The organism is Actinacidiphila glaucinigra (genome assembly GCF_035918135.1).
GTDB lineage: Bacteria > Actinomycetota > Actinomycetes > Streptomycetales > Streptomycetaceae > Actinacidiphila > Actinacidiphila glaucinigra.
Genome location: NZ_CP109144.1, coordinates 9,480,148 through 9,501,373 on the forward strand (window position 1 = coordinate 9,480,148; position 21,226 = coordinate 9,501,373).

Here is a 21,226-nt window from a genome sequence, read left to right on the forward strand (position 1 = left end):
AACCGCCCTGGAGCCGACCCCGAGACCGAGGCAGACTTAACTAGCCGGACTGGGCTGCCGGTTCGCCGCGGAACGTCGACCGGTACGCGCTCGGCGATACGCCCAGCGCCGCCTGGAAGTGCTGGCGCAGCGAGGCACCCGTGCCGAAGCCAGCTTCCGCCGCCACCCGGTCCACCGGGAGGGCCGACTCCTCCAGGAGCTGGCGGGCGCGCTCGATTCGTTGCTGCGTAAGCCATTGCAGCGCCGAGACGCCGACCTCCTCGCGGAAGCGGCGGGTGAACGTGCGGGTGCTCATCGACTCGCGGGCCGCCAGCTCGCGCAGCGTCAGCGGGCGGTGCAGGTTGTCCAGCGCCCAGGCACGGGCGGCCTTCGTCGACGACGTCCGGGGCTCGAGCACCGGGCGGCGGACGAACTGGGCCTGGCCGCCCTCGCGGTGCGGGGAGACGACCGTGCCGCGGGCGACCTCGTTGGCCACAGCCGTGCCGTGGTCGCGGCGGATCATGTGCAGCACCAGGTCGATCCCGGAGGCGACGCCGGCGGAAGTGAGAACGTCGCCGTCGTCGGTGTAGAGCACGCACGGGTCGACGTCGACCTCCGGGAACCGTTCCTGCAGTTCCGCGGCGGATTGCCAGTGCGTGGTCGCCGGGCGGCCGTCGAGCAGGCCGGCGGCGGCCAGCACGAACGCGCCGGTGCAGATCGACGCGATCCGTGCGCCCTCCCGGATCCGCGCCAGCGCGGCGCGCACCGGCGGGGCCAGCTCGCGCGCCGCCGGCTCGTAGTCCGCCATCGACGCCGAAACGATCACGGTATCGGCCTCTGCGAGGACTTCCGGACCGCGGTGGACGGGGATGACGACGTCGGAGTCGGTGCGCACCAGCCCTGGCTCGGGCGTGCAGGTGACGACCTCGTACAGCGGCTCGCCTGCCGCCGAGCGCGCCTGCCCGAACAGCCGCTGGATGATGCCGAGTTCCATCACGAGCATCCCGTGCCGCACCAGGACGGCGACGCGGTGGCGGTCGGGGTGCGCGAACGCGGCAGGAGAAGTCATGGCCCGATTCTTGCATATATTGGCTATCAGGCCACTCGCTCACGCTCCGCAACGGTCGGATGATCGAAGTCATGAACGTGTTGTGGGTATTCGCCCATCCCGAACCCCGCTCGCTGAGCGGCGCCCTCCGCGACGACAGCCTCCAGACACTCCGGAACCTCGGCCATGACGTCCGCGAGTCGGATCTGTACGCGATGAAGTGGAACCCGGTCGTCGACGCGGCCGACTACGGCACCGAGGCCGCCGACGAGCGGCTGCAGGTCGGGGCGGCGTCCGCCCGTGCGTACGCCGGGGGCATGCTGAGCCCGGAAATCGTTGCCGAGCAGGAGAAACTGGCCTGGGCGGACGCGGTCGTCGTGCAGTTCCCGCTGTGGTGGTTCGGCGTCCCCGCGATCCTCAAGGGCTGGATCGACCGCGTGTTCGTGAAGGGTTTCGCGTACGGCCTGTCCGGCGATGACGGCCGCACACTCCACTACGGCGAGGGCAGACTGGCGGGCAAGCGCGCGATGGTGGTCGTGACGGGCGGCGCCAGCGAAGCGGCGCTGGGCCCGCGCGGCATTAACGGTTCACTGGACGACCTGCTGTTCAGCCTCCAGCACGGGACGTTCTTTTACACCGGGATGTCGGTCCTCCCGCCGTACGCGGTGTACGGCGCCGACCGGGTGCCCCCGGAGCAGTTCACCGAGGCCCGCGGCGCGCTGCGCGAGCGGCTGCGCACGCTGGAGACGACGCAGCCGCTGCCGTACCGCTCCCGCAACAGTGGCGACTACGACGAAAACATGGTTCTCGAGGAGGCGCACGTGCCCGGTGAGACCGGGTTCGCGATCCACCTCCGGTAACCACGGCGCGGGCGGGGTCAACAGGACTTCGACGCCGTCCGCGAGCAGCGCGCGCGCACCACCGCCGGGCCCACGTCATGCGTGCCGCCGGCGACGACAGCGCCCGGGATCATTTTTGGGGATCTCGGAAGGTGCCGATGCACGGTCGGTGACGTTTTCTCAGCGAGCTGTCACCCAGGACCGATAAATCGATTACATGAAGGCGACAAGGAGAGATTGATGATCAACGGTGTCGACACGGACGCTTTGAGCCAGACCGTGGATGCGGTCCGGGACAAGCCCGAATTGGCCCAGGTCACCTTCGGCGTCCAGTCTGAATGGAGCGGGGGCGCCCACCAGCGGGCCACCACGACCGCCCCCCGACAGAACGGTGAAGTCATCGCCAGCCGTACCGCCACGTACGTCTTCGAGTCGGACGAGCCCACAGCGCTGCTCGGCACGGACAAGGCGGCAAACCCTGCCGAGTACATCCTCCAGGGCCTGGCAGGCTGCTACGCGGTGACCTACGCGTCGGTCGCGGCCACGCGTGGCATCGAGCTGAGCTCTCTGAGCCTGGATCTGCAGGTCGACTTCGACCTCCAGGGCTTCCTCGGCATCGACAAGTCCGTCCGTCCGGGAGCACAGGAGATCCGGGTGGACGTCCATGCGCAGTCGCCGAACGCGACGGCCGAGCAGCTCCAGGAACTGACCGAGCTCGTCCAGCAGCGCTCCCCGATCAGGGAGACACTGGCCAACCCCGTCAAGGTGACGACGACCCTGGTGACGGACGAGGCTCAGTAGCCACAGAGGCATGGCCGGCGCACGGCAGGCCAACCACCGCGAACACGGCCGAGGAAGGGCCCTCCCCGACAGCCGGGGAGGGCCCGGAGAAGAAACGGCATGAAAAGGATTTTCTGTGGTTGACGCGACCGCGTCGGCCACCCGGGGTCGGCAAGACCCACCTCGCCCTCGCGGTCGCGGCCTGCCGGGCCGGCTTACTCGATCTACTTCACCAGCCTCGACGACATGGTCCGCAACCTCACCGCCGCCGAAGCCGCAGGGCGCCTGACCAGTAAATTCGGCACCTACCTCAGCCCCAGCGTCCTCGTGGTGGACGAGGTCGGCTACCAGCCCCTGGAACGAGCAGAGGCCAAGCTCGTCTTCCAGGTGATCTCCGAACACTACGAAAAGGGCTCGATCATCCTGACCTCGAACAAGACCCTCAGGGCACATGTTCCGGCGAACCCGTGCCAGGCAGCGCCGAAACTTCACGGGTCCCGGCAGCGACGCGGATGCTGCATGATCGAGCGGTGCTGATCGAACTGGTGAAGGTCGCGAGGTCCCTGGAAGTCCTTGGCTTGCAGATGTCCGGACCTCGTTCGGTCACACCGCGGTCCGATGGTGCGGGGATCGTGCCGCGGAGCCCGGCGAGTACCACGTTGAGTGGACGATCGACGAGGACATAGTCTGGGGGCAGAACGCCAAGCCTGCTGTTGTATCGGTCCCGGGCTCCGGACCGGTGGGCACTGCGCAGTCCTGCGGGGACAGCTGAGCCTCACTGAGGTCGGTGCCGCCCTGCTGGACTTCGACGGCACGAATATCCTGCTGGACCTTGCTGATCCGCTGCCCGAAGATGTCGCCAATACGTGGGTCGAACTCTTCATCGAGCGCGAGAAGGTCAGCCTCTACCCGTACGTACTCTGACCAGGGATCAGGTCAAAAACGTGGGAGCGATAGGCAGTTGAGGCCGGGCTCGCCCGGCTGATCGAGCTGTTCGCCTCGCCAGAGGTGGGTACCTACATCGGTGGCCCTCAACCGCGTGATGAGCTGGAGCGCGCGGTGCCTGAGGTGCCTGGGCAACGCCCTGGCTCTTTTGTGGTCGAGCTCGACGGAGCGTTGATCGGCATAGTCACGCTTGATCGGCGTGCCCCGGAGCGTCTGGGTTACCGTCCGGGAGGCGGGGAGGCCGAGCTCGCTACTCCCTCAAGCGTGAGGATACGGGTACGCCACCGAGGCGTGCGCGGCGGCACTCGACTGGTTCGCCGACGCGCTTCCCGGATTGGCCGCCCGGCGTCCCGCACGACCCGGCCACTGATTGGGATGCGCGCGCACGATCGCTTGGTAAGGACACGCTGGCGAGGTCGTCTGCTGGAACCGGAACTGGAGCGACGTCGGAGGTGGCCGTGCCTGAGCTGTGGGCTGGGACGGATGCGGGCAAGACCGAGCATCACTGCATGGTGATCGACGCTGAGGGCCAGCGCAGGCTGTCGCGGCGGGTGGCCAACGACAAGACCGTGTTGCTGGACTGGAACTGATCGCGGATGTCCTCGCGCTGAGCGAGGGAGATCCGGTGACCTGGGCAATCGATCTCAACTCCGACGGGGCGGCGCTGATGATCGCCCTGCTGACCGACAACGGGCAGCAAGTCCTCTACATCCCCGGCCGCAGCGTCCACCATGCCTCTGGCTCCTACCGGGGCGACGGGAAGAGCGACGCGAAGGACCTTCATCATCGCTGACCAGGCCCGCATGCGCCGCGATCTGCAGACCATGCACCGTGGTGACGACATCGCCGTCGACCTGCGCATCCTCACCTCGCGCCGGCTCGACGTTGCCGCGGACCGCACGAGGGCGATCAACCGGATGCGAGCCCGGCTGCTGGAGTACTTCCCTGCCCTGAACGGGCCTTCGACTACAGCACTTCCAAGGCGTCCCTGGTGCTGCTGACCGGCTACCAGACACCGGCCGCCCTGCGACGGCAAGAACCGCCTCGCGACGTGGCTGAAGAACCGCAAGGTCCGCAACCACCAGCTCGTCGCGGCCACCGCCGTCCAGGCAGCTGAGGCCCAGCACACCGCCGCCCCCCGGGGAAAAACTGGGGGCGGCCGTGGTCGCCAGGCTCGCGAGGGAGGTGATGGCCCTCGACGATGAGCTCGACGAGACCGACGCCCTGATCGAGCGCCGATTCCGCGACCACCCCTACGTCGAAATCATCCTGAGCACGCCCGGCCTCGGCCCTGTCCTGGGCGCCGAGTTCATCGCCCACACCGGCGGAGGCATGAACGTATTCGGCAGCCCCGACCGCCTCGCCGGTGTCGCCGGCCTGGCACCCGTCCCCCAAGACTCCGGACGGATCAGCGGCAACATGCGCCGACCCTGCCGCTACTGCCGCCGCCTGATGCGGGTCTTCTACATGCCCGCCCAGGTCGCCGCCCGATGCTGCCCCACCTCGAAGGCGTTCTACGACCGAAAACGAGCTCTCGCACGCCGCCGCCTGAACGTCCTGTGGGCACTACTGCGCGACAATCGGCCCCTCGAAAGCAGCCCACCATTCCCCGTTGCCACCCTTGGCTGAGCCAGCTACAGCCAGTCACGGGTCAAGCGTTGACAACCACATTGGGAATCAGTAGACACACGGAGGCCCGTGAAGTCGGGCGAGCCCATCGGTCCGAGGGGCTTCAAAGCAGGATGTCAGGCTTCAGGGCCCTGGATTCGATCGAACCCCGCTCGATGCTCCTCAGACCACTCGGTGGGGCGCATCGTCTCGCCGCTTACATTCACGATGGTCCGCGTCCCGTGTGCGTACGTGCTGCTGCCATCACGACTACACACGCGGAAGCCGGTCGTTGCCGATGTGCGGCCTATCCGCTCGGTCCAGAGGTGGACGGCGATTTCCCCGTTGCCAATCAAAGGGAGGTCGAACACGATGGCGACCGCCTTCACGACATAATAGGTCGGCACGGCCACTTCGGATCCGCCGAAGCCCAGGCTAAACGCGTACGTGTTAAAAGCACGTTCGGCCATCACGGTGTAACGACCGTTGTGCAGCATCCCGTATGGGTCAAGGTCGTCGAAGTAAACATCCAGTGGGATCAAGACGCCGTAGTCGACCGAATCGAATACGAGAGATGATGCAGTCGCGTCAACCATTGAAAAGTCCTTTTCATGCTGTTTGCTATTCCGCGGTCGCGGTACCCGCCGGGTGCCGGTTATGCCTCCGCCTGGCTACTGAGCCTGGTCCGTCAGGAGGGTCGTCGTCACCTTGACGGGGTTGGCCAGTGTCATCCCTGATCGGGGAGCGCTGCGCGCTGTGAGGCTGAGCCAATGGTGGAACATTCACATCTATGTGATGTCAAGTGGCAGGCGGCGGTGATGAGAATCACGGAGCTTTCGGGGCGGGTCGGCGTGTCCACCCGCCTCTTGCGCTACCAAGAAGAGCAGGGTCTTCTCGCCCCGCGTCGTGAAGAGAACGGCTACCGATACCACGAAGAGGCGGCTGTAGAGAGGGTCGAGCAAATTCGCGGTCTGCTGGGAGCCGGGGCTGACCACTGAGATCATCCGAGAGGTTCTCCCATGCTTGGCTGCCGCCGCGTGCGACCTATATTTCGTTCGCCGGATCGCAGCAGAACGAGACCGACTGCGGGAACACGTCACCGTTCTGACGCAGGAAATCAATGTCCTAGACAACTACGTGAGCGTTGATCTCTCGTCCGGAATCGAGACTTCCGTACAGCGCCGCGAGCTCGTTATCGGAGCGGAACGTACCATCTTCGTTGGCGGCTTTGGACCATGGCACATTCACTGCGGAGGGATGTGCCCTCGCTGCAGGGCTGCCTCCTGGATCAGGTGCGCAGGGGCACTGAATCTGCCCGAGAAGTCTTCGGGTGAGCGCACGTCACGAGACTGATGGCCTCCAGGACGTCGTCCCGCAGCGCACGCATGGACGAGTCCGGAGCTGATGCCTTGTGCGTGGTGGGCTCGGTGAGGGCGGTGTTCGGCCCCCCAAAGATCTACCACGAGGTCCGCGACTAAAGGACCCCCGACTGTCAGTCACGCCACTGGAGAGCTTGGGCGACGAGGACGACGACGCGGGAGGTCAGTGACGCTGAGGCCGACGTGGCTCGTCTTGAGGGTGGCAGGGCGAAAGCGGTTGACCTAGCTCTGGCAACCGCTGAAATGCTCTTAGCAGGTTATGATGGCATGGACCTCGACCCGAAAGGGCGCACCGCATGAACACTCATCCAGCCCCCACCACTGACGCGGATCCCCGCCCTCTCCTCGGAGAACCTCTGCCGCTGGACCTGCTGAACACGCGCTGGATCGACGACAGCGGCGCCCACGACCTGCTGGAACGCCCTGGTGGTCTTGCGATCTGGCTCTCGTCCGCCGGCCTTGCCGACATCGCGCCGGACACGCAGGAAACCCTCGGCGCCCTCCTGGCCACGCGGACCGCACTGAGCTCGATCGTGGCAAGTGACGGACCCGACCTGGAGCGGTCTCGGGAGATGCTCAACGACACACTCGGTCACGGCCGCATTCGGCGGCTTCTGGGGACGGCCGGCCCGGAAACGCTCGTGGAGACCGACACTCCCGGCTGGGTCGCGGCGTGGCGCACGGCCGACCTCTACCTGCACCTGCTCGAGGAGGGACCCGACCGCATCCGCAAGTGTGCCAACCCTGAGTGCCCCCTGCGCTTCTATGACACGTCCAAGAACGGAGGCCGCCGGTGGTGCTCCATGACGTCCTGCGGCAACCGTGCCAAGACCCGCCGGCATTACGAACGCCACCAGAGTACCTTCAGGCGGGGCAGGGCCACTGCGGCCGGCGACCCATCCGAAGGCGCATGAGAGCGCGATGCGCCACTGCGCTTCCCCAGGGACGGCCCGGGTTTCACCATGATCTTCGAATGGTACGGACACCGACTCCACTACACCGACGAAAGCACATGGCCATCGCGGATCGGGGAGATGCCGGACCTGCCGCTGCGCAGCCGACGCCGCTGCTGTTCCTGCACGGCCTCGGAGGCAGATGCGGCAACTGGCTCCATCAATGACGCTATTTCTCCGCCGCCCGCCGCGTCATCGCCCTTGACTTGCCCGGACATGGACTGCCCAGTGGAACCGCCGTGCCGTTCAGCTCCTATCCTGCAGCCATAGGCGCCGCTTGGGACCATTGCGGCATCGAGCGCCCAGTAGTCGTGGGGCTGTCCATGGGAGCACCTGTGGGCCTGGCATTCCCAGCGCGTCGGCCCCGGCGTGTCCAGTCGCTGACGATCGTCAACACCTTCCTCGCCCTCGTTCCACGGACCGCAGCGCCAGACTCGCCCTCTACGACCTCCTGCTCCGCCCGGGCGAGGGCGCCGGTGGGCGGAGTTGCTGCTCGATTGTGGGGGTGACCGCACACTCCGCGATCGCGCGCGGCTTCGTGAGATCGCTCCCCGCGCTGGATCCGGCGCACCTGCACCGAATCTTCTACGAAGCCGTAGACCTTGATCAATGGCAGGAGCTGCGGGGGCTCGGTGGGCGCGTCCGAGGGGAACAGGGCCGCCTCGTTGCCCTATTGCATCGACGACCTGCACGCCGGGAACCCTGCAGCACGACTCCGCGTCCGCCACGCGCAGGGCGCGGGTCAGGCCCGGCGCACGGTGGGCCAGGAGATCGATGACCGCGTGCACGTAGGCGTGGGCGGTGCCCACACTGATCCGGAAGCCGGCCGCGATCTGGGTCGTGCTTGCGTATGTGCACCAGCGCGACCAGGGCCCGCTGCGAGGGCCGGAGCTTGCAGCGGCGGTCACCCTCCCGAGTGACGATCAGCATCGCCATCCCCTCAACAAGCGAGACAGGCAGGATATGGGCCAGACCGCACCCCGGGGACGGCATCTCCATTCTCACAGGCAGGATACGTAACCAACGAGGCTCCCCGGCAGAAGAGTTGGGACGTCAGACGTTTCGCTCAACCGCCGGGGAGCCTCGTCCGTTCTGTACCGGTATACGCCCAGTCGGCCATCACTCGATCGGTGGCCCCGCTGAAAAGGCTCATGATCTATGCGTAGATTTCACACCAGACTCGTTTACCGGTTCTGTTCTTCTCGATGCCCCATGACTGCGCGAGGGCGTCGACCAGTATCAGACCGCGTCCGGAGGTGGCGTCTGCATCTTTGTTCTGGCAGGCAGGCATCGACGGGAGTGCGTCATGAACTTCCACCCTCACCCCACATTTCAGCGGTATCACCGCCAGAAATGCAGGCCCCCTTGAGTGCTGAAGTGCATTGGTGATCAGCTCAGTTGCGAGCAGCGCCGCATCGCCGCTAATCGGAGCCAGGCCGCAATGCGACGCGTGCTGAGCAACTGCCCTGCGCGCAGCCCACAGGGCAGCGAGGTCGTGCGGTTGGATCTGGAGGACCAGGCCGGAGTGGCGAATGCGGGTCCAGGCCATCCAAAGCTTCCGTCCGAGGCGTGTGTCGAAGCGTGAACGATCAGGATGGGTTGAGATCGCGCATCGCCGTCCGGTCAAGGGCATTGTTCGACCCTCCACTCGTTGCAACCCAGATACCAAACCAGTAAACATCATTTTGGTGGTTTAATGCAAGGGGTCCTGGAAAGTGACAGTTGTGGTCCGGTGGGGAACCGCTTTACGCGGCAGGCCGAGCCCGGGAAGCTGAACATCATGTCTCGGAACCACAGCTGAGCTGTGTCTTCCGGTCTCGTAGTGATGGCGGCGCCTTGATCATCAAGGTGTCGACGGTGCAGGAAGGCTTTTGGCCCCTCCGCGAACGAGTCCAGGAAGTGGCCGATCGCTCTGTTGAAGCCGGTTAGGTCCTGCAGGTAGGGCTGATGGCCACTGTCGGGGAACCGCAGCACCTGGCCCGGGTGGACGGCACGCTCGCCGAGTGCGACCGGGTCGGCGACGGACGCGCCGACTACTCCGGCAAGCACCGCCGCCACGGCGTGAACATCCAGGTCATCACCCACCCGCGAGGCGAGATCGTCTGGATCTCCCACACCCTTCCGGGCCGTACCCACGACCTCACCGCGGCCCGCCCCCATCGCATCGTCGCCACCTTCGCCACGCCGACCAGACGCCCGCCCCGCAAGGAGCTCACCGCCCGGCAAAGATCGCGAAACCGGGCGCACGCCCGGCTGCGGTATCCCGTCACGAGGCATGGCCACCCTCAACGCTGGCGTAACTTCCGTCACGCCCGCTGCAGCCATCAGCCGTCACCTGCGGGCAGCTCTCGTTGGATGCGGGCGATGTACGTGCGAAGCGTCGGAGCCACGATGTGTCCGATCTTCGGCATCTTTGGTACCCCAATGAGCTGGTCGGCGGGAAGCTCAGGCGCGGAAAGTCGTACCACGCACTGCGAGAGAGGACGGTCGTCGGCGGCTCGCTGTGAGGCCCACATGGCCAAGTGCTCATTCCACGAATCTGGTGGCTTTGCTTCCGGATCGAATCTGTAGACGTCCAACAGGCGGCCGCCATCGGTGCGGGCGTTTTCGTCGAGGATGTCGGCGGCGGTGATGGTGGTCGCGTCCGGGACCGGCCGAAGGGAAAAGTGCTTACAGGTGGCGTCCCATGCCTGGTCCGGTCGGTACCAGGTGGTGCCGTCCCACCAGTATCCGCCCTGGCGGAACAGGAGTTTGGGCCCCCTCCAGCTGCTGTGCCAGAGGGGCGCGTCCTTGGTGAGGAGCAGCAGAACCGTGCGGCCGTGCTCGGGATGGTGGCGGACGGCCCAGGCAAGCTCCGGGCGGAGCGGGTCGGCCGTGTAGGCGAGCCACGCTCCTTGAGCCTCGTTCATTCGCTCCCAGCGGCCCATTGAGGCGCCGCCTTCTCGGCAAATGACGGCCTCTATGGCGGCGGGATCGTGGATCGGAATGTGGCTGTCGTCGACGAAAGGTATCCCGGGGACGGGATGATCTGTGTGAAGACCGTTAGCGAGCGGCTGAAGGCGATGCATATTTGCTGTACCTCCTCACATCTTCTGGGATGGAATGACCTCAGGACACCGTCCAACATGGGGGTAATGCCCTGAACGGGGGTTTAGTCGACAATTTAACTGGTCTCTGCCGCCCATATCGGAGTCGGCGCCCCCAGCGTGTTCTAGTTCGGGCCCGGCCACGCTTGGGCTTCGTCGACGATGGTGAACGCGTCTTGCACTTCTCCAGGCGAGATCAAGGACGGAGGCTCGCACGGCCGGCCGATGAGCGAACGCCGGGCACGGAAGTGTAGTCCCCGATATGGGGTTCCCCTCACACGCTGAAGCGCTGAACGAAGCTCGGCCATCCCCGCATGTGGTTGATAAAGCGCTCGCTCATTCCTCCGTCACGCAGGTACTGCGCCCTGACCGGCAGCTCTGGGCTGTCATACACCGGGTTCTTCTTTACTTGCAGGGGAAAGTCTCGCTGGAGAATTCCGGCACGACCGATCAGCACAAAGTCGCAACCTTCATCAAGTAGCTGCCCTGCACGCTGGGCGCTCATGATCTTGCCCGCTGCTCCCACCCGTACACCCTTCCGGGGAAGGCTCGTGAAGACACTGAGCATCGTCTGCCCGCTGAAGGCTCCCTCTCGCACGATCTGGGCTGAGTCCCACAGGGCCAGGTCAAGGTAGTCGATCAGTTCTCGGTCGAGAATCTCAGCGGTTATTTCGCGCAGCTCCTCCAGGAACAGCCCGTATCGCTCGACTGACAAGCGCCAACCGATCTGAAAGTCCGGGCCGCATTCCCTGCGAATCCCTTCGATCACCTCGATCGTGAGGCGAGCCCGGTTCTCGGTATTGCCACCGTACTTGTCGGTGCGGTCGTTGAGGAGGGGGGACATGAACTCTGAGAGGATCCAGCCGAAAGCACCGTGGAGCGCGACGCCGTCGAAGCCTGCCAGCTCTGCCCTTCTCGCTGCTGCAATGAAGCTGTCGCGGATTCGCTCTACCTCGTCCGTTGTCAGCGCTTTGACGCCCGGAAGTGTGCGGCTGGAAGCCGGTGCCGGCACTCCCCCCAATTCTGGACTGGCGCGATGCCCTGCGTGATGCAGTTGCACCGCGGAGAGGCCGCCTCCGGCGCGGATCACGGTGGCTATCTGCGTCAGCCCGTGCAAATGTTCATCAGAGTGGATGCCCAACTGCCGCTCATATGCAATGCCGCTGGCCTCGACTGTAGCGGCACCGGTTTGTATCAGGGCGTAGCCGCTTTGTGCGAGCTGCTCCATCCAGTCTTGATCGAATTTCGACACGGATCCGTCATACTCACTCTGTTGGTTCGTGAGCGGTGCCAGCATGAATCGGTTCCTCATCGCCGGACCGTGACCGAGAGTGAGTGGTTCGAACAATTCTGCAACGGCCATGCAGATCTCCTACAGGTCAGAGCTGGGCGACGTGGCCCCGGGCTCACGTCGGGCTCCGCGGTCGCGGTGGCTCGACTACCCTCCAACCTTGACACCAGCGAGAAGGCAAATCGTCGCTAAGGAGTTGTGATGAGGATCAAGCAGCTGTCCGAGCGGACAGGCGTATCGTCCCGGCTGCTGCGCTACTACGAGGAGCAGGGCCTCCTACGGCCGAGGCGCGAGGAGAACGGGTATCGGGACTACGAGGAATCCCAAGTTGCGAGGGTCGAGCAAATTCGCAGCTTGCTGGATGCGGGCCTGACGACTGAGATCATCAGGGCTGTGCTGCCCTGCTTGGCCGAGGCAGCGAACTGTCAGTACCCTGCCCCCGACTTCGTGAGTCGAGTCCGGCAAGAGCGCAGCCGCATGGCCGAGCGCCTCGCTTGCCTGGCGAAGAACGTCCAGGCCATCGATGACTATCTGGACCGTCTCCCCAAGAGCTCGTAACGCGATCTTGCTCAGTCGTCCGCCTCGAAGTCGAGTCGCTGGGCGTCGTCAGGGAGCCAGGGGGCCGGGGGTCCGTTGCGCCAGGTGTCGTGGCAAGCCAGCACCGCATCGACGAAGGGCCTCGGCGGGAGGTAGCTGTGTGCCTGTACGTAGTGTCCGATGAGGAAGGGGGCGGCGAAGACCTCGGTGGGTGATGCCGGGACGCGGATCTCGCTGCTGCCGCGGGGTGCTTGAGGCGTGTCGTCTTCTGCGATGTCGCACAGTTCGCACGGGTGCGTCCCCAGGGCGGCGTTGACGTACTGGCCGTGCAGGATGCGGTCGAGTTGTTCCTCGAAGCCGGGAGGGGGTGAGCCGACGTCGAAGGGGTGGTCGGCCGCGAGCCAGCCGACGTTGATCCGCGTGTAACGGGGGGTGAAGGTCACCACGCGGGTGCCCTCGCCCTCCCAGAAGGTGTCTTCCGGCTCCTCGGAGTAGGGGCTCAAGTCTTCGTAGAAAGTCACCGCTGATCTCTAGCATGTCCTGTCGTGCACACGGTTGCCTGGGGGTTATCGATGCCTCAGCCGCCGCCAACAGATGAGTGCGCAGGCCAGGGAGGCCAGGGCTTCGTGGAGGTCGGGGCGTCGTTCCCAGCGGACTGCGAGGCGCTTGAACTGGTGCAGTAGGGCGAAGGTCTGCTCGACGACGTAGCGGAGTGTGCCCAGGCCCTGGATGTTCGTGCTGCCCTTGCGGGAGATCACCGGCTGGATCCGGCGGTTGCGTAGTTCTCGGCGAAGGGGGTTGCTGTCGTAGGCCTTGTGGCCGAGGAGCGTGTCGGGCCGGCTGCGGGGGGCGTCCTGGGCGGCCGGCGACGGGCGGGATGCCGTCGACCAGGGCGAGGGCCTGGGTGACGTCGTTGACGTTGGCCGCGGTGGTAATGACCGTGAAAGGGGTGCCTTTGCCGTCGCAGATCACGTGGTGTTTGCTGCCGGTCCTACCTCGAGCGACCGGTGACGGGCCGGTCGCATCGCCCCCTTTTTCGCCTTCACGTGGGAGGCGTCCACGCAAGCGCAGCGACCAGTCGATCTGTCCGGCCGCGTTCAGTTCGGCCAGAAGTCTCTGATGCAGGGCCTCGAAGACGCCGGCCTCGCGCCACCGCCCCAGGCGCCGCCAGCAGGTCTGGCCCGAGCCGAAGCCCAACTCCATCGGTAGCTGCTGCCACGTGATGCCGGTGTACAGGACGAACAAGACGCCCCGCAGGCACCGGCGGTCGTCCACCGGGCGCGGCCCCGGCGACCGCTCCGGCCACTTCGGCAGCAGTGGCTCGACCAGCGACCACAACTGATCATCCACGATCCGCGGCTTGCTACTCACACCCCACGAACGGCGGGATCGTCGCACCGGACACGCTCACCAGAGACGATTCACATGACCGCGTTACGAGCTCTAAGCAGTGACATGCAGTGGCGCTTTGGGTACCCGCACGAGTCGGACGAGGGGAGCTGGTCGCCGTGTGCTGCAGAGTGGGTCGGCCGCAACATGGAAGGCGCGTTCGGACACGGGGACTCTGCGATGGAAGGGAAGCGTCTCTCGTTTCTGTAACCGTGAAACGGTATTTTGGTGGTTGGCAGAAAGTTGACCTCTACTGCAGTCCAGGCAGTGTCATTCCTGCTGGAGGCCGGTCCGGGGGCCTGAGCGTTGGGCTGTATCACTTCAGGCAGGAGCCACCTTTGCGGTCCTTGCAGCCGTGGCTGTGGCCTGTCCCTATGGTGGGTCGCAGGAGCGGGACAGCGATCGGCATTGTCCGGCCGGATGTCCTGGAAGATGGTTGTAGCGCTGAAGCCGATGGTGACGGAACACGGGGCGGGGTCGCGGGGTGGCAACTTCAGCGGGTCCTGCTCTGCCTCAGACTGCCCTGGTGGCGTTCGTAGTGCCGGCGGGTCTTGGCGCGGTTGCCGCAAGCTGTCATAGAGCACCACCGACGGCGTCCGTTCCTCGTCGTGTCATAGAACCGCAGAGGGCACTCGGGGTTGGCGCACTTGCGGATGCGGTCGGCCCCTTCCTGTAGCAGGCGCAGGTAGAGGTCGGCGGTGCGCCACGCGGCGAGCCAGCCGGGGGTGTCGGTCTCTACGACGGCTTCCGGGCCTGTCGTCCCCAGCAGGCGCCGAATACGTCCGTGAGCAAGCGTGTCGTTAAGCATCTCCCTCGCTCGTTCGAGGCCGGGTCCTTCGCTGGTCACGAGGGAGCTCAATGCGGTCCGTGTGGCGAGAAGAGCGCCAAGGGTTTCCTGGGTGTCGGGCGCATCGTCGGTGAAGCCGGCGGACGAGAGCCAGATTGTGAGCCCGCCGGGGCGTTCCAACAGGTCGTGGGCACCGCTGTCGTCAATCCAGCGCGTGTTCAGCAGGTCCAGCGGCAGGGGTTCCCCAAGAAGTGGGCGGGGGTCCGCGTCGGCCGTGTGGGCGGGATGAGCGTTCATGCGGTGTGCCCTTTCGTGTTCGGGGACCATGCCATCACACAGCCGAACCTTGCACCTGTAAAGAGAGTTTTAAGGGTTGACACTCGATCGTGCAACCGTTAACTTAAAGTTGACCGGTTAGGTGAGCGGAGCGGCTCACGCTCCGGTCAGATGCATCCACTTCGTGTAAGGAACCTCATGACTACCTCTCTGTCCTCTGCCACCCTCAAGACGGGCCACATCGGCCTGAGCGTCACCGACCTCGACCGATCGCTTCCGTTCTACGCCCGGGTCTTCGGCTTCGAGACCCTTGCCGAGGGCAAGGAGGACAGCCGCCGATGGGCGTTCCTCGGCCGCGGCGAGGAGATCGTTGTGACGCTGTGGCAGCAGAGCGAGGACGGCTTCGCCACCGGAACCGCCGGCCTTCACCACCTCTCCTTCCAGGTAGACACTCTCGAGGAGATCGCCGCGACCGAGGCGGTACTGCGAGAGCTGAACACGGACTTCGTCTATGACGGCGTCGCAGCACACGCCGAGGGCGCCACCTCGGGCGGCATCTTCTTCCGCGACCCCGACGGCATTCGCCTGGAGCTCTACGTGCCCACCGGCGCGGAAGGTGCACCCGCACCGGCCGGTCAGGAGCCGACCTGCGGCTTCTTCTAGAGGCCATCACGCCGGGAGGCTCCAGCCTGCACCGAGTCGCCGGGTGTGGGCCTCCCGGCGCACCGAGACCACCTACATATGAGCGAGCACCGACTCCCAGTACGCACCCTCGCGCGGGTCCGCGGGATCTTCCCGCACGGGTCGACGACGGGCCGGCAGCACGTAATACGCCGACATCGGGAGGAGCAGACATGGAGCCGTATCACCGCGGCGAACTAGCTGTGCAGAACAGAGCCGGCCTTCGAGAGATGGCCAAGGCTGTCTCCGCCGCAATCATGACCGAGATCCCGCACGCGGCCCAGGCCTTCCTGGCCGAGCAGCCTGTGCTCTTCATCGGCGCAGCCAACAGACGAGGGGAAGTCTGGTCGTCTCTCCTGACGGGAGATCCCGGATTCATCACCGTCAGCGGCCCCTCCTCTGTGAGCGTCGCCGCCACACTCTCAGACAGCGACCCCCTGTACCGCACACTCGCCGAACCGGCCCGCCTCGGCATGATCGCCATAGAACCCGGCACGCGGCGGCGCATGCGCATGAACGGCACAGCGCGCCCCGCCCGGGACGGCCTGGAGATCGAGCTCGAGCAGATCTACGCCAATTGCCCCAAGTACATTCAGAAAAGGGTGCCGCACTGGCAGTCGGCCACCCCCGACGATCCACTCGAAGGCAGCGGGCTCACCCCCGAGGACATCACCCTCGTCCACAGCACGGACACCTTCTTCATCGCCTCAGCAGACACGGTCGGCAACGCCGACGCCTCCCACCGCGGCGGCAACCCAGGCTTCCTCAAAGCCCTGGGACCCAATCACCTGCGTTGGCCCGACTACGTCGGCAACTCGATGTTCAACACCTTGGGTAACCTCGAAGTCAATCCCCGTGCAGGGCTGCTGATCCCCGACTGGACCACAGGAACCCTCCTGCACCTCACCGGCACAGCATCCGTGGACTGGGACCCGGACCACGTGGCCGCTCTGCCAGGAGCACAGCGAGTCGTGGACTTCACCGTCGAAAAGCTTGTCCGCGTCGGCCACGCCTCTCCGCTGCGTTGGAGTGCGCCTCAATTCTCCCGCTTCAACCCCCCGACCGAGTGAAGGAACAAGCGCATGCCTGAGCGTCCCGTCACCAGCCTCGAAGTGATCGTCGACATGGGCCTGTGCGAGAGCCACGGACAGTGTGTCTTCGCCGCACCGCAGGTGTTTGCCTTCGACGAGGACGACGTCCTGGTCTACGAGCCGGCTCCTGACGTCTCCCAGTACGACAAGGTCGTCGCCGCCGCGGCAGCATGTCCCGTGCGTGCGATCCGCATCGAGCGCACCACCGAGGGCGGCGCACACCCGGAGGCCGCAACCGGCAATAACCCTGGGCCCACACGATGACCACGCAGCCGATGCGTATCGTCATCGTCGGTGCGTCGCTCGCCGGGCTGAACGCGGCGCGAGCCCTGCGCGAGTACGGACACGTCGGTCCCATCACTCTGATCGGCGAGGAACCCTACAGCCCCTACGACAGACCCCCCCTGTCGAAAGGATTCCTCACCTCTGACGCGAACCACTCGTCGCTGGCCCTGACGGATACGGCTGCTCTCGGACTGACGGAACTTTACGGTCGGCGAGCAGTCCACCTCGACCCCAGCGAGCGTACGGTGCACCTGGACGTTGGCCAGAGCGTCCCGTATGACGGTCTGGTCATCGCCACTGGCGTCGGGGCACTCCGCTGGCCATCCCCCCTCCCCGCCACGGGTGTCCACACCCTCCGCACCCTCGATGACGCCACAGCGCTGCGGCGAGACCTCGGCACGAGGCCGCGCCGCATCCTCGTCGTCGGCGGCGGATTCATCGGGACCGAAGCTGCGGCGACTGCCGCAGAGTTGGGGCACGACGTGACCCTCACCTTCCAGGGGCCCGCGCCACTGCACCGCGTCATAGGTGAGGACGCGGCATCGTTCCTCTCGGAACTCCACCGCACGGCAGGTGTCTCCCTCGTGCCGTTCGCCACGCTCACCGCGCTGCAGGGACGTCAGCGCGTCACCTCGGTCACCCTTAACGGGGCACGTCAGGTGAACGCAGATACCGTGGTCCTGGCGCTGGGGACCACACCCCATACCGACTGGCTCTCCACCTCGGGCCTGAGGCTGGACAGAGGCCTGGTCACCGACTCTCACGCACGCGTTGTGGGAACGAACGGTCGGCCGCATCTCAGCATCGTCGCCGCGGGTGATGTCACGCGCTTTCCTCATCCGCACGCTTCGGGCTTGGTGAACCTTGGGCACTGGAGCAACGCGGTGGAGCAGGCGCGGACCGCGGCTCACACGCTTCTCTACCCGCACGCTCCGGCGATCTACCGGCCCGTCGCGTCCTTCTGGTCGACTCAGTTCGGCGTCCGCTTCCGGGCAGTCGGTCTTCCGCGGGAGGCCGATGAAGCTGAGGCTCGGGAAGTGGACATCGAGCGGCGGCGGCTGAACGTCGCCTACTACCGCGACGGACGGCTCGTAGGAGCACTGACAGCAAACCGTGCGGCGGCCATCGCGCAGTACAGGGAACAGCTCGCCACGGCCCTGGAGTCCTCCGCCCGAGCACGAGCCGCGTGACCACAGAGCCTCCTTCCAACGGGGCGCCATCTGAGGAGATTCACATGTATGTCAGGCAACAAGAGCAATGATGAGGATCAAGGAGCTTTCGGAGCAGGTCGGCGTCTCCACAAGGCTCTTGCGCTACTACGAGGAGCAAGGTCTTCTCGCCCCACTTCGTGAGGAGAACGGTTACCGGTCCTACGACGAGGCGGCTGTGCAGAGGGTTGAGCAGATCCGCGGTCTGCTGGGAGCCGGGCTGACCACAGAGATCATCCGGGATGTTCTCCCGTGCTTGGCTGCCGCAGCGTGCTCTCAGTACGGCGACCCCGAATTCGTGAGCCGGATCACCGCGGAGCGGGACCGGCTGCGGGAACGCGTCACCGTCCTGACACAGCACCTCCAAGCCCTAGACAACTACCTGAGTGCCGTGGTCCAGGCTGCGCCCTCCTCTGACGCTGCCTGACGGTGTATGAAGTCCTCAAGCGCACCAGAACGTTGCCGGGTCCTCCAGATAGGGAAGATGGGGCCTTGGCCCCAAGGCCGGGTAGCTAACGGATTTGCGCTGGTGGCAAGGGGTTTCGGCGTCGATTGCAACGTGGGCAACGGGATCGAAGTTGATCGGATAGTCCGCCAAGACTGCTGATCGCCGAGGCGTCCCGTTGCCCGCGCCGCTGGATCGGGTCATGGCTGCTGCGAGCGCCCGCTGGGCGCGCGGCGGGGTGGGTCGTTGGGTGAGGCATGGACCTCCATCCCTGCGGGACCTCCCGCAGGCAGCCGCCGACGGCCGCCTCTGCGCACTGCTCGCAGTCGTCGCCCGCGCCATTGCCCAGGCACCGGAAGCCGCCACTGACGGCACTCTGCTGCAGGTACGGGTTCTCATCGACGCCCTCACCCCGTTCCTGGCCCTGTACCGGAGGCGGAGCATGCAGCCATCGGTGAGCGTCGGCCGTGTTGTTTCAACCTTGCTGTTCTACGCGCTTCCGGCGACGGCGGTGACGAGGGGGATGAGTTGGGCGAGCAGGGCGGTGGCTGCGGGGTGGGTTTCGATGGTGCGGGTGAGGAAGAGCCCGGCGGCTTGGAGGCGGCGCAGGAAGGTTTGGGGGTCGGCGGGTCCTGGGGCTGTGAAGGCGTCGTCGACGTGGGCGAGGGCGGTGGAGACGGCTTGCTGGACCGCGGGGTCGTGGTGCTGGGGGAGTGCCTGTCGGATGGCGGCGATGTGGTCACGGATGGCTTGGACGGCTTCGTCGTTGATGTGGATGGTCTGGTTGGTCTGCTGGACGTGGTAGCCGCCTGCGATGGGGCCGTGCTGGGTGCCGCCGGAGATGTTGACGCCGATGAAGCCGTGCTCGTCCGGTGTGGCCATGGGTGTCCTTTCGTAGCAGGGGTGCTTGCAGCGCAGCAGGTCAGGCGGGCGGTGGGCTGGAGGCGGTGCCAGTCTGCGGGCTGGAGGGGGTGCTGGGTTGGACGTTGGTTTGGTTGGTCTGGGCGACGGTGTGGCCGCTGGCGATGGAGCCGCTTTGCACGCCGCCGTTGATGATTACGCCGGTGTTGAAGACCTGGCTGACGCGGGCGGTGAACTCGTCGCTTTCCAAGTTCTTGCGTTCCAGGAGGTCCTGGACGGAGGAGATGAGGCGGTGCTCGACGGCTTTGACGTACCGCTCGATGTCCGGGCGCTGGAAGAGGTTCTGCGGGCTTGGTTGTGCGACCTGCTCGCGCAGCGAGTTGATGTGCAGGGGAGGCGCGGGCACGTCCCAGCCTTCGGCCTGGGCCGCGCTGCGCTCTGCGGGCTCCGGCTCTTTCCCCCACATCAGGCGAAACCGGCGTGCGAGCTGCCACGTGTGGCGTGGCACGGCGAGCAGGATGTCGCCGGGAATCGAGCGCAGCGCGCTGAGCATGCCGGCGTCGATGGTGCGGATCGACCAGCGGTACTTGTTCTGTACTGGGAGGAGGACCCGCACGGAGACTTCCAGGTAGAGGATGTCGCCGTGGGTGGTGGCTCGTACGAAGGTGGTGGTGCTGAGGTCCTCCTCCCAGCTGCCGACGCGGATGCCGAGCATGTGCCGGGCCTCTTCGTCCTCGTCGGCAAGGACGTCCCCGGCCGGTCGCTTGGCGATCAGTGCTGGGTGGCCCTGGGGTGCGAAGACGTAGTCCCGCATCGTGAGCTGCTGCAGGCGCGCGCCGGATCTGGCCTCTCCGGCCCGGAACCGGTGCATGCCTTCACGGATGGCGTCGATGACCTCGGTGTGGCTGAGCAGCGGTCCGCTGTCTTCGGGCGGTTTGACCAGCCGCAGATGCCCGGCGCCGGCATCCGGCGGTGCGGGGGGCGTGCGGCGCCGTAACTGTGTGGCGAACGACCACGGCGGAAACTGTTCCAGCTCGTCGCCGGCACCGTAGAAGGCATCGTCGGCGTACTCGACGTGGGTGACCTGCTCCAGCTGCGACAATCGGCGCAAGCCCCGGGCGGTGGACGTCTCGATCACGCCCCACAACCCCCGGGTCTCCGGTGGGCCGAGCCGCTTCGGGGTGCGGATCTCCTGCCAGCGCCGCCGGCGAACCCTCCGCTCGGCAGCCGCCACCACGCCCCACCCGGCCGGCAGTCCCACGAGCACCCACGTGCCGGCCGCCTGAGCGGCAACGGCCGGAGCCGACGACGCAGCAAGCCACGGCACCCGTCCGCCCAGCCCGGACCACACCGCATAGACCAGCAATGCCGCATAGACGGCAAGAGACAACGCCACGATCACCGTCAGGGCTGGCACCGCCAACTGCCTCACACCCGACGGCTTCGGCACATGTAGGCGTAGCCGCTGCCGCCAGTAGCTCCGCAAGCGCAGCGCCGTGGCAACGTAGACCACGAAAGCGGCTGACACCGGCTCCACCCACAACGCCGCCGCCAGCACAGCCAGCGCCGCCAGCTCCCGCGCCGCATCCAGCCGCTGCGCCCGGACGCAATGCCACGCCACCGCCCCAGGGTCCACCCCGTAAGCGGGCGGCAGGAAACGCTCGGTCGGCAGCGTCAGACGCTGCAGGATGCCGGCCCGGAACGACTCACGATGGTTGTAGGCGGCCGCGCACAGGAACCGGGTCACCCGGCTCACGC

Annotated in this window: 22 protein-coding genes and 6 pseudogenes; 16 read left to right on the plus strand and 12 right to left on the minus strand. The window is 66.1% G+C overall.

Annotation, left to right across the window (positions count from 1 at the left end):
- Positions 1-40: 40 nt before the first annotated feature.
- Entirely contained in the window at positions 41-1,048 is a 1,008-nt protein-coding gene (locus OIE69_RS43070; RefSeq protein WP_326569892.1) for a GlxA family transcriptional regulator, read from the minus strand.
- Positions 1,049-1,119: 71 nt separating this feature from the next.
- Here OIE69_RS43070 and OIE69_RS43075 point away from each other — a divergent pair, with 71 nt between their 5' ends.
- From OIE69_RS43075 to OIE69_RS43100, 6 genes and pseudogenes are all read left to right on the plus strand, one after another.
- Positions 1,120-1,887 (plus strand): NAD(P)H-dependent oxidoreductase, encoded by a 768-nt coding sequence (locus tag OIE69_RS43075; RefSeq protein WP_326569891.1) that lies wholly within the window; start codon positions 1,120-1,122, stop codon positions 1,885-1,887.
- 219 nt (positions 1,888-2,106) lie between these two features.
- Complete coding sequence (locus OIE69_RS43080; RefSeq protein ID WP_326569890.1) at positions 2,107-2,667, plus strand: OsmC family protein; 561 nt, start codon at positions 2,107-2,109, stop codon at positions 2,665-2,667.
- A gap of 137 nt (positions 2,668-2,804) precedes the next feature.
- Positions 2,805-3,087 (plus strand): annotated as a pseudogene (locus tag OIE69_RS43085) (ATP-binding protein); the annotation flags it as partial.
- 222 nt (positions 3,088-3,309) lie between these two features.
- A complete protein-coding gene (locus tag OIE69_RS43090) occupies positions 3,310-3,570 on the plus strand; it encodes a hypothetical protein (RefSeq protein WP_326569889.1) in 261 nt (86 codons plus the stop codon).
- A 51-nt stretch (positions 3,571-3,621) separates the two neighbouring features.
- A pseudogene (locus OIE69_RS43095) lies at positions 3,622-3,925 on the plus strand (GNAT family N-acetyltransferase); the annotation flags it as partial.
- A gap of 175 nt (positions 3,926-4,100) precedes the next feature.
- Positions 4,101-5,220, plus strand: a pseudogene (locus tag OIE69_RS43100) (IS110 family RNA-guided transposase).
- Between the two features lie 116 nt (positions 5,221-5,336).
- Here the strand turns inward: OIE69_RS43100 and OIE69_RS43105 are convergent.
- Entirely contained in the window at positions 5,337-5,795 is a 459-nt protein-coding gene (locus tag OIE69_RS43105; RefSeq protein ID WP_326569888.1) for an acyl-CoA thioesterase, read from the minus strand.
- A gap of 222 nt (positions 5,796-6,017) precedes the next feature.
- Here OIE69_RS43105 and OIE69_RS43110 point away from each other — a divergent pair, with 222 nt between their 5' ends.
- Positions 6,018-6,197 carry a MerR family transcriptional regulator gene (locus OIE69_RS43110; protein WP_392567708.1) on the plus strand — a complete coding sequence of 60 codons (180 nt, stop codon included), beginning with the start codon at positions 6,018-6,020 and terminating at the stop codon, positions 6,195-6,197.
- 175 nt (positions 6,198-6,372) lie between these two features.
- Here OIE69_RS43110 and OIE69_RS44905 read toward each other — a convergent pair.
- A pseudogene (locus tag OIE69_RS44905) lies at positions 6,373-6,619 on the minus strand (sulfurtransferase); the annotation flags it as partial.
- A gap of 255 nt (positions 6,620-6,874) precedes the next feature.
- Between OIE69_RS44905 and OIE69_RS43115 the strand changes: the two are divergent.
- Positions 6,875-7,492, plus strand: a complete 618-nt coding sequence (locus tag OIE69_RS43115; protein ID WP_326569887.1) for a CGNR zinc finger domain-containing protein — start codon at positions 6,875-6,877, stop codon at positions 7,490-7,492.
- Positions 7,493-7,725: 233 nt separating this feature from the next.
- Positions 7,726-8,040 (plus strand): alpha/beta fold hydrolase, encoded by a 315-nt coding sequence (locus OIE69_RS44910; protein ID WP_392567642.1) that lies wholly within the window; start codon positions 7,726-7,728, stop codon positions 8,038-8,040.
- Between the two features lie 204 nt (positions 8,041-8,244).
- On the opposite strand, the pseudogene OIE69_RS43120 reads toward OIE69_RS44910, so the two are convergent.
- A pseudogene (locus OIE69_RS43120) lies at positions 8,245-8,524 on the minus strand (helix-turn-helix domain-containing protein); the annotation flags it as partial.
- Positions 8,525-8,687: 163 nt separating this feature from the next.
- Positions 8,688-9,080, minus strand: coding sequence for an ATP-binding protein (locus tag OIE69_RS43125; RefSeq protein ID WP_326569886.1), 393 nt, complete (start codon positions 9,078-9,080; stop codon positions 8,688-8,690).
- A 392-nt stretch (positions 9,081-9,472) separates the two neighbouring features.
- Here OIE69_RS43125 and OIE69_RS43135 point away from each other — a divergent pair.
- Positions 9,473-9,853: pseudogene (locus tag OIE69_RS43135) on the plus strand (transposase family protein); the annotation flags it as partial.
- Positions 9,854-9,855: 2 nt separating this feature from the next.
- Here OIE69_RS43135 and OIE69_RS43140 read toward each other — a convergent pair.
- Together OIE69_RS43140 and OIE69_RS43145 are read right to left on the minus strand one after the other, a co-directional pair.
- Positions 9,856-10,599: a hypothetical protein gene (locus OIE69_RS43140; RefSeq protein WP_326581575.1), complete on the minus strand. Its 744-nt coding sequence runs from the start codon at positions 10,597-10,599 to the stop codon at positions 9,856-9,858.
- A gap of 292 nt (positions 10,600-10,891) precedes the next feature.
- On the minus strand, positions 10,892-11,980 hold the full coding sequence (locus OIE69_RS43145) for an NADH:flavin oxidoreductase (protein ID WP_326569885.1): 1,089 nt from the start codon (positions 11,978-11,980) through the stop codon (positions 10,892-10,894).
- A gap of 129 nt (positions 11,981-12,109) precedes the next feature.
- Between OIE69_RS43145 and OIE69_RS43150 the strand changes: the two genes are divergently transcribed.
- Complete coding sequence (locus OIE69_RS43150) at positions 12,110-12,466, plus strand: MerR family transcriptional regulator (RefSeq protein ID WP_326569884.1); 357 nt, start codon at positions 12,110-12,112, stop codon at positions 12,464-12,466.
- Positions 12,467-12,477: 11 nt separating this feature from the next.
- On the opposite strand, the gene OIE69_RS43155 is transcribed toward OIE69_RS43150, so the two are convergent.
- The 3 genes from OIE69_RS43155 to OIE69_RS43165 all read right to left on the minus strand — a co-directional run bounded on the left by OIE69_RS43155 (position 12,478) and on the right by OIE69_RS43165 (position 14,918).
- Entirely contained in the window at positions 12,478-12,966 is a 489-nt protein-coding gene (locus OIE69_RS43155; RefSeq protein ID WP_326569883.1) for a DUF7919 family protein, read from the minus strand.
- A gap of 45 nt (positions 12,967-13,011) precedes the next feature.
- Positions 13,012-13,816 (minus strand): IS5 family transposase gene (locus tag OIE69_RS43160; protein WP_326569882.1). Its coding sequence is split into 2 segments (ribosomal slippage): positions 13,012-13,293 and positions 13,295-13,816, totalling 804 coding nucleotides; the frame shifts between segments, so codons are not numbered across the junction.
- Positions 13,817-14,327: 511 nt separating this feature from the next.
- The gene (locus OIE69_RS43165) at positions 14,328-14,918 is read right to left on the minus strand and encodes a CGNR zinc finger domain-containing protein (protein WP_326569881.1); all 591 of its coding nucleotides are present in this window, start codon (positions 14,916-14,918) and stop codon (positions 14,328-14,330) included.
- A 177-nt stretch (positions 14,919-15,095) separates the two neighbouring features.
- On the opposite strand from OIE69_RS43165, the gene OIE69_RS43170 reads away from it, so the two are divergent.
- The 5 genes from OIE69_RS43170 to OIE69_RS43190 all read left to right on the plus strand — a co-directional run bounded on the left by OIE69_RS43170 (position 15,096) and on the right by OIE69_RS43190 (position 18,589).
- A complete protein-coding gene (locus OIE69_RS43170) occupies positions 15,096-15,560 on the plus strand; it encodes a VOC family protein (RefSeq protein WP_326569880.1) in 465 nt (154 codons plus the stop codon).
- A 191-nt stretch (positions 15,561-15,751) separates the two neighbouring features.
- Positions 15,752-16,648 carry a pyridoxamine 5'-phosphate oxidase family protein gene (locus OIE69_RS43175; protein ID WP_326569879.1) on the plus strand — a complete coding sequence of 299 codons (897 nt, stop codon included), beginning with the start codon at positions 15,752-15,754 and terminating at the stop codon, positions 16,646-16,648.
- Between the two features lie 12 nt (positions 16,649-16,660).
- A complete protein-coding gene (locus OIE69_RS43180) occupies positions 16,661-16,933 on the plus strand; it encodes a ferredoxin (protein ID WP_326569878.1) in 273 nt (90 codons plus the stop codon).
- Positions 16,930-18,144: an NAD(P)/FAD-dependent oxidoreductase gene (locus tag OIE69_RS43185; protein WP_326569877.1), complete on the plus strand. Its 1,215-nt coding sequence runs from the start codon at positions 16,930-16,932 to the stop codon at positions 18,142-18,144. Before OIE69_RS43180 ends, OIE69_RS43185 begins: the two co-directional genes overlap by 4 nt.
- Before the next feature lie 67 nt (positions 18,145-18,211).
- Entirely contained in the window at positions 18,212-18,589 is a 378-nt protein-coding gene (locus OIE69_RS43190; RefSeq protein WP_326569876.1) for a MerR family transcriptional regulator, read from the plus strand.
- A 507-nt stretch (positions 18,590-19,096) separates the two neighbouring features.
- Here OIE69_RS43190 and OIE69_RS43195 read toward each other — a convergent pair.
- Both OIE69_RS43195 and OIE69_RS43200 read right to left on the minus strand, forming a co-directional pair.
- A complete protein-coding gene (locus OIE69_RS43195) occupies positions 19,097-19,489 on the minus strand; it encodes a hypothetical protein (protein WP_326569875.1) in 393 nt (130 codons plus the stop codon).
- Positions 19,490-19,529: 40 nt separating this feature from the next.
- Positions 19,530-21,224 (minus strand): hypothetical protein, encoded by a 1,695-nt coding sequence (locus OIE69_RS43200; RefSeq protein ID WP_326569874.1) that lies wholly within the window; start codon positions 21,222-21,224, stop codon positions 19,530-19,532.
- Positions 21,225-21,226 lie beyond the last annotated feature (2 nt).

What these genes read in the sequence shown, in the direction of transcription:
- OIE69_RS43070 (WP_326569892.1), bottom strand. Translation starts at nt 1,048, where the DNA reads ATGACTTCTCCTGCCGCGTTCGCGCACCCCGACCGCCACCGCGTCGCC.
- OIE69_RS43075 (WP_326569891.1), top strand. Translation starts at nt 1,120, where the DNA reads ATGAACGTGTTGTGGGTATTCGCCCATCCCGAACCCCGCTCGCTGAGC.
- OIE69_RS43080 (WP_326569890.1), top strand. Translation starts at nt 2,107, where the DNA reads ATGATCAACGGTGTCGACACGGACGCTTTGAGCCAGACCGTGGATGCG.
- OIE69_RS43105 (WP_326569888.1), bottom strand. Translation starts at nt 5,795, where the DNA reads ATGGTTGACGCGACTGCATCATCTCTCGTATTCGATTCGGTCGACTAC.
- OIE69_RS43110 (WP_392567708.1), top strand. Translation starts at nt 6,018, where the DNA reads ATGAGAATCACGGAGCTTTCGGGGCGGGTCGGCGTGTCCACCCGCCTC.
- OIE69_RS43115 (WP_326569887.1), top strand. Translation starts at nt 6,875, where the DNA reads ATGAACACTCATCCAGCCCCCACCACTGACGCGGATCCCCGCCCTCTC.
- OIE69_RS43125 (WP_326569886.1), bottom strand. Translation starts at nt 9,080, where the DNA reads ATGGCCTGGACCCGCATTCGCCACTCCGGCCTGGTCCTCCAGATCCAA.
- OIE69_RS43140 (WP_326581575.1), bottom strand. Translation starts at nt 10,599, where the DNA reads ATGCATCGCCTTCAGCCGCTCGCTAACGGTCTTCACACAGATCATCCC.
- OIE69_RS43145 (WP_326569885.1), bottom strand. Translation starts at nt 11,980, where the DNA reads ATGGCCGTTGCAGAATTGTTCGAACCACTCACTCTCGGTCACGGTCCG.
- OIE69_RS43150 (WP_326569884.1), top strand. Translation starts at nt 12,110, where the DNA reads ATGAGGATCAAGCAGCTGTCCGAGCGGACAGGCGTATCGTCCCGGCTG.
- OIE69_RS43165 (WP_326569881.1), bottom strand. Translation starts at nt 14,918, where the DNA reads ATGAACGCTCATCCCGCCCACACGGCCGACGCGGACCCCCGCCCACTT.
- OIE69_RS43170 (WP_326569880.1), top strand. Translation starts at nt 15,096, where the DNA reads ATGACTACCTCTCTGTCCTCTGCCACCCTCAAGACGGGCCACATCGGC.
- OIE69_RS43175 (WP_326569879.1), top strand. Translation starts at nt 15,752, where the DNA reads ATGGAGCCGTATCACCGCGGCGAACTAGCTGTGCAGAACAGAGCCGGC.
- OIE69_RS43180 (WP_326569878.1), top strand. Translation starts at nt 16,661, where the DNA reads ATGCCTGAGCGTCCCGTCACCAGCCTCGAAGTGATCGTCGACATGGGC.
- OIE69_RS43185 (WP_326569877.1), top strand. Translation starts at nt 16,930, where the DNA reads ATGACCACGCAGCCGATGCGTATCGTCATCGTCGGTGCGTCGCTCGCC.
- OIE69_RS43190 (WP_326569876.1), top strand. Translation starts at nt 18,212, where the DNA reads ATGATGAGGATCAAGGAGCTTTCGGAGCAGGTCGGCGTCTCCACAAGG.
- OIE69_RS43195 (WP_326569875.1), bottom strand. Translation starts at nt 19,489, where the DNA reads ATGGCCACACCGGACGAGCACGGCTTCATCGGCGTCAACATCTCCGGC.